Here is a 5,617-nt window from a genome sequence, read left to right as displayed (position 1 = left end):
CCTCACGGGTTTGGGATATAAGCTTGGGGATGACCTACTCTCACATGGGACCTCCCACACTACCATCGGCGCTGAGACGTTTCACTTCTGAGTTCGGCATGGGATCAGGTGGTTCCATCTCGCTATGGTCCCCAAGCAATTGGGTACCGCCAACAAGCCAGTGGCTTGATGACTGAATCTGGAAAAATCTCTTGGTTTAAACCGACTTTGTTCTTTCTTCTTTCGGTAACAGCATCCATGCTCTTTCAAGCTCTGCTCTGACTCTCAAGCTGTCTTAACCTCAGTCAACTCAACTTGCGCTCTTTGTTTAAAAAACCAAGTTTTCTTTGAGTTGTATAGTTAAGCCGCACGGGTAATTAGTACTGGTTAGCTTCATCCATTACTGAACTTCCACACCCAGCCTATCAACGTTGTCGTCTTCAACGGCCCTTCAGATGACTTAAAGTCAAGGGAGAACTTATCTCGAGGCAGGTTTCCCGCTTAGATGCTTTCAGCGGTTATCCTTCCCGAACATAGCTACCGGGCAGTGCCACTGGCGTGACAACCCGAACACCAGAGGTTCGTCCACTCCGGTCCTCTCGTACTAGGAGCAGCCCCTCTCAATTCTCCAACGCCCACGGCAGATAGGGACCGAACTGTCTCACGACGTTCTAAACCCAGCTCGCGTACCACTTTAAATGGCGAACAGCCATACCCTTGGGACCGACTTCAGCCCCAGGATGTGATGAGCCGACATCGAGGTGCCAAACACCGCCGTCGATATGAACTCTTGGGCGGTATCAGCCTGTTATCCCCGGAGTACCTTTTATCCGTTGAGCGATGGCCCTTCCACTCAGAACCACCGGATCACTAGAACCTGCTTTCGCACCTGCTCGACGTGTCTGTCTCGCAGTCAAGCACCCTTTTACTCTTGCGCTCAATGCACGATGTCCGACCGTGCTGAGGGTACCTTCGCGCTCCTCCGTTACGCTTTGGGAGGAGACCGCCCCAGTCAAACTACCCACCATACACTGTCCCTGGTCAGGATTCACTGACCGAGGTTAGAACCTCAACACTACCAGGGTGGTATTTCAAGGGTGGCTCCACTGCAACTGGCGTCACAGTTTCAAAGCCTCCCACCTATCCTGCACAAGTAGGGTCAAAGTCCAGTGTAAAGCTGTAGTAAAGGTTCACGGGGTCTTTCCGTCTAGCCGCGGGTACGCAGCATCTTAACTGCGATTTCAATTTCGCTGAGTCTCGGGTGGAGACAGTGTGGCCATCATTACGCCATTCGTGCAGGTCGGAACTTACCCGACAAGGAATTTCGCTACCTTAGGACCGTTATAGTTACGGCCGCCGTTTACCGGGGCTTCGATCAAGGGCTTCGCTAAAAGCTAACCCCATCAATTAACCTTCCGGCACCGGGCAGGCGTCACACCCTATACGTCATCTTACGATTTAGCAGAGTGCTGTGTTTTTAGTAAACAGTTGCAGCCACCTGGTCTCTGCAACCTCTCATAGCTTACAGAGCAAGTCCTTCACCATAAGAGGCACACCTTCTCCCGAAGTTACGGTGTCATTTTGCCTAGTTCCTTCACCCGAGTTCTCTCAAGCGCCTTGGAATTCTCATCCTGACCACCTGTGTCGGTTTGGGGTACGATTCTCTGTGACCTGAAGCTTAGAAGATTTTCCTGGAAGCCTGGCATCAACCACTTCGCTCGCAATGAGCTCGTCATCGATTCTCGACATTGAACGCCCGGATTTGCCTAAGCGTCCTGCCTACCATCTTAAACTTACACCATCTGTAAGCTGGCCTAGCCTTCTCCGTCTCTCCATCGCAGTCACAAAAAGTACAGGAATATTAACCTGTTTCCCATCGACTACGCCGTTCGGCCTCGTCTTAGGGGTCGACTAACCCTACGTCGATTAGCGTTGCGTAGGAACCCTTGGTCTTTCGGCGAGGGAGCTTTTCACTCCCTTTATCGCTACTCATGTCAGCATTCGCACTCGTGATACCTCCAGAAAACTTCTCAATTTCCCTTCGCAGGCTTACACGACGCTCCTCTACCACTCTAAAAGAGTCCACAGCTTCGGTACACTGCTTAGCCCCGTTAAATCTTCGGCGCAGGCCGACTCGATCAGTGAGCTATTACGCTTTCTTTAAAGGATGGCTGCTTCTAAGCCAACCTCCTGACTGTCTAAGCCTTCCCACATCCTTTCCCACTGAGCAGTGTTTAGGGACCTTAGCTGGTGGTCTGGGTTGTTTCCCTCTTGACATCGGACGTTAGCACCCGGTGTCTGTCTCCCATGATTGCACTTGCCGGTATTCGGAGTTTGCAATGGGCTGCTAAGCCTTGACGGCCCGCTAGACCATAACAGTGCTCTACCCCCGGCAGTGAGACATGAGGCTCTACCTAAATAGATTTCGAGGAGAACCAGCTATCTCCGGGCTTGATTAGCCTTTCACTCCGATCCACAACTCATCCCCGCATTTTTCAACATACGTGGGTTCGGTCCTCCAGTACCTGTTACGGCACCTTCAACCTGGCCATGGATAGATCGCCCGGTTTCGGGTCTACGCCGTGCAACTAACCGCCCATTTAAGACTCGGTTTCCCTTCGGCTCCCTTATTCAGTTAACCTTGCTACACAACGTAAGTCGCTGACCCATTATACAAAAGGTACGCGGTCACTCATAAAGAGCTCCCACTGCTTGTACGTACACGGTTTCAGGTTCTATTTCACTCCCCTTCAGGGGTTCTTTTCGCCTTTCCCTCACGGTACTGGTTCACTATCGGTCGGTAGAGAGTATTTAGCCTTGGAGGGTGGTCCCCCCATGTTCAGACAGAGTTTCACGTGTTCCGTCCTACTCGTTTTCACATAAAAAAGATTTTCGCATACGGGACTATCACCCTGTACCGTGGCACTTTCCAGAGCCTTCTGCTAACCTTATCTATGCTTAAGGGCTAATCCCCGTTCGCTCGCCGCTACTTGGGGAATCTCGGTTGATTTCTTTTCCTCCGGGTACTTAGATGTTTCAGTTCTCCGGGTTCGCCTCCTGCAAGCAGGATACTCAGCAAGCTGAGTGGGTTTTCCCATTCGGAAATCTTCGGGTCAAAGGTTATTTGCCACCTCACCGAAGCTTATCGCAGGCTATCACGTCCTTCATCGCCTTCTACCGCCTAGGCATCCACCGTGCACGCTTAGTCACTTAACTATACAACTCAAATCAAACTCGGCCTTTTGTATCGAGTCGTCATCTTCAAGTTGCACATGACTAAGGTTTTCGCTGACATCTTGAGAGTCTCGACTGTTGACCTTTTTATTTATGCCGAAACATAAACAGGCTGGCCAACAGCTTTCACATTTTAAGATGCTGTTACCTAGTCTTGATCCCTATTGGGTAATAGGGTCAAGAGATTTTTCCAATTTGTTAAAGATCTTGCTCGTTAAAGCTCAGTTAAATTGTTGCCAATTTAGCTGTTAATCATTTCTATCCCACTCTTTCAGGATAAACGTGATTAAAAGGTAAATTGGTGGGTCTGGGTGGATTTGAACCACCGACCTCACCCTTATCAGGGGTGCGCTCTAACCAACTGAGCTACAGACCCAATCGTATGAGTCCGTAAGGTCTACCAACTCAACTAATTGGTGGAGCTATGCGGGATCGAACCGCAGACCTCCTGCGTGCAAAGCAGGCGCTCTCCCAGCTGAGCTATAGCCCCAGGCTTTTTCTAGATAATCCAGAGACAATTGATGTGAAAACTACCCTAAGGCTCGTTCCCCTTTCTCTTAAAGGAGGTGATCCAGCCCCAGCTTCCGCTAGGGCTACCTTGTTACGACTTCACCCCAGTCATGAATCACTCCGTGGTGATCGTCCTCCCGAAGGTTAGACTAACCACTTCTGGAGCAACCCACTCCCATGGTGTGACGGGCGGTGTGTACAAGGCCCGGGAACGTATTCACCGCGACATTCTGATTCGCGATTACTAGCGATTCCGACTTCATGGAGTCGAGTTGCAGACTCCAATCCGGACTACGAGAGGTTTTATGAGATTCGCGCACCATCGCTGGTTGGCTGCTCTTTGTCTCCTCCCATTGTAGCACGTGTGTAGCCCATCCCATAAGGGCCATGATGACTTGACGTCGTCCCCGCCTTCCTCCGGTTTATCACCGGCAGTCTCACTAGAGTTCTCAACTAAATGGTAGCAACTAATGATAAGGGTTGCGCTCGTTGCGGGACTTAACCCAACATCTCACGACACGAGCTGACGACAGCCATGCAGCACCTGTCACTGCGTTCCCGAAGGCACCAATCTATCTCTAGAATGTTCGCAGGATGTCAAGGGATGGTAAGGTTCTTCGCGTTGCATCGAATTAAACCACATGCTCCACCGCTTGTGCGGGCCCCCGTCAATTCCTTTGAGTTTTAATCTTGCGACCGTACTCCCCAGGCGGTCAACTTATCGCGTTAGCTGCGCTACTAATCTTTTTAATAAGACCAACAGCTAGTTGACATCGTTTACGGCATGGACTACCGGGGTATCTAATCCCGTTCGCTACCCACGCTTTCGCACCTCAGCGTCAGTTTTAAGCCAGCAAGGCGCCTTCGCCACTGATGTTCCTCCAGATATCTACGCATTTCACTGCTACACCTGGAATTCCCCTTGCCTCTCTTAAACTCTAGATTGCCAGTATCGGATGCAATTCCTAGGTTGAGCCCAGGGCTTTCACAACCGACTTAACAGTCCGCCTACGCGCGCTTTACGCCCAGTAATTCCGAATAACGCTTGCACCCTCTGTATTACCGCGGCTGCTGGCACAGAGTTAGCCGGTGCTTCTTCTGTGGTTAATGTCAAAGCAGATGGGTATTAACCATCTACGTTTCTTCACCACTGAAAGTGCTTTACAACCCTCGGGCCTTCTTCACACACGCGGCATGGCTGCATCAAGGTTTCCCTCATTGTGCAATATTCCCCACTGCTGCCTCCCGTAGGAGTCTGGGCCGTGTCTCAGTCCCAGTGTGGCTGATCATCCTCTCAAACCAGCTATAGATCGTCGCCTTGGTAGGCCTTTACCCCACCAACTAGCTAATCTAACGTGGGCTCATCCTTTAGCGATACCTTACATGTAGAGGGCACCTTTACTCCATAGAGCACATCCGGTATTAGCCTGCGTTTCCACAGGTTGTCCCCGACTAAAGGGCAGATTCCCACGCGTTACTCACCCGTCCGCCACTCGACGCCCAGGTTCGCACCCCGAAGGGATTGTTCCTGTCGTTTCCGTCCGACTTGCATGTGTTAGGCCTGCCGCCAGCGTTCATTCTGAGCCAGGATCAAACTCTTCAGTTTAATCATGATTCGTTTTTTAATGAGCTTGTCTGCTCTTAAAACGCTCGAAATTGACTAGGTACATGTTTAACCATATACATAGTGTCGAGCAATTTATATGGGGCACTCACCTTAGGGAGTTTCCACATAAATTGTCTCTGAATTACCTGTTTGTTAAAGATCTTGGGTCTTTCTCGTCTCAAGCAACCGGCCTTGCCGTGTCCCTCAAGAAGCTGCGTATTCTAGTGCGATCACTCATCGCGGTCAAGCTCTTTTTTGAAGTTTTTTTGATGTTTCTGTGTCAGCCTG

The 5,617-nt window shown here is 50.5% G+C and carries 2 tRNA genes and 3 rRNA genes; all 5 read right to left on the bottom strand.

Annotated elements, in window-relative coordinates:
* Positions 1–21: 21 nt before the first annotated feature.
* Positions 22–136, bottom strand: a 5S ribosomal RNA gene (gene rrf, locus AVO41_RS10530).
* Positions 137–335: 199 nt separating this feature from the next.
* A 23S ribosomal RNA gene (locus tag AVO41_RS10525) occupies positions 336–3,195 on the bottom strand.
* Positions 3,196–3,512: 317 nt separating this feature from the next.
* A tRNA-Ile gene (locus tag AVO41_RS10520) sits at positions 3,513–3,589 on the bottom strand.
* Between the two features lie 38 nt (positions 3,590–3,627).
* A tRNA-Ala gene (locus AVO41_RS10515) sits at positions 3,628–3,703 on the bottom strand.
* Between the two features lie 69 nt (positions 3,704–3,772).
* A 16S ribosomal RNA gene (locus AVO41_RS10510) occupies positions 3,773–5,329 on the bottom strand.
* The 16S, 23S and 5S rRNA genes sit together here with 2 tRNA genes alongside, the layout of an rRNA operon.
* Positions 5,330–5,617 lie beyond the last annotated feature (288 nt).

This window comes from Thiomicrospira sp. WB1 (genome assembly GCF_001507535.1).
Lineage (GTDB): Bacteria > Pseudomonadota > Gammaproteobacteria > Thiomicrospirales > Thiomicrospiraceae > Hydrogenovibrio.
Note: the sequence above shows the minus strand (reverse complement) of the source record. Positions and strands in the feature narration are given on the sequence as shown.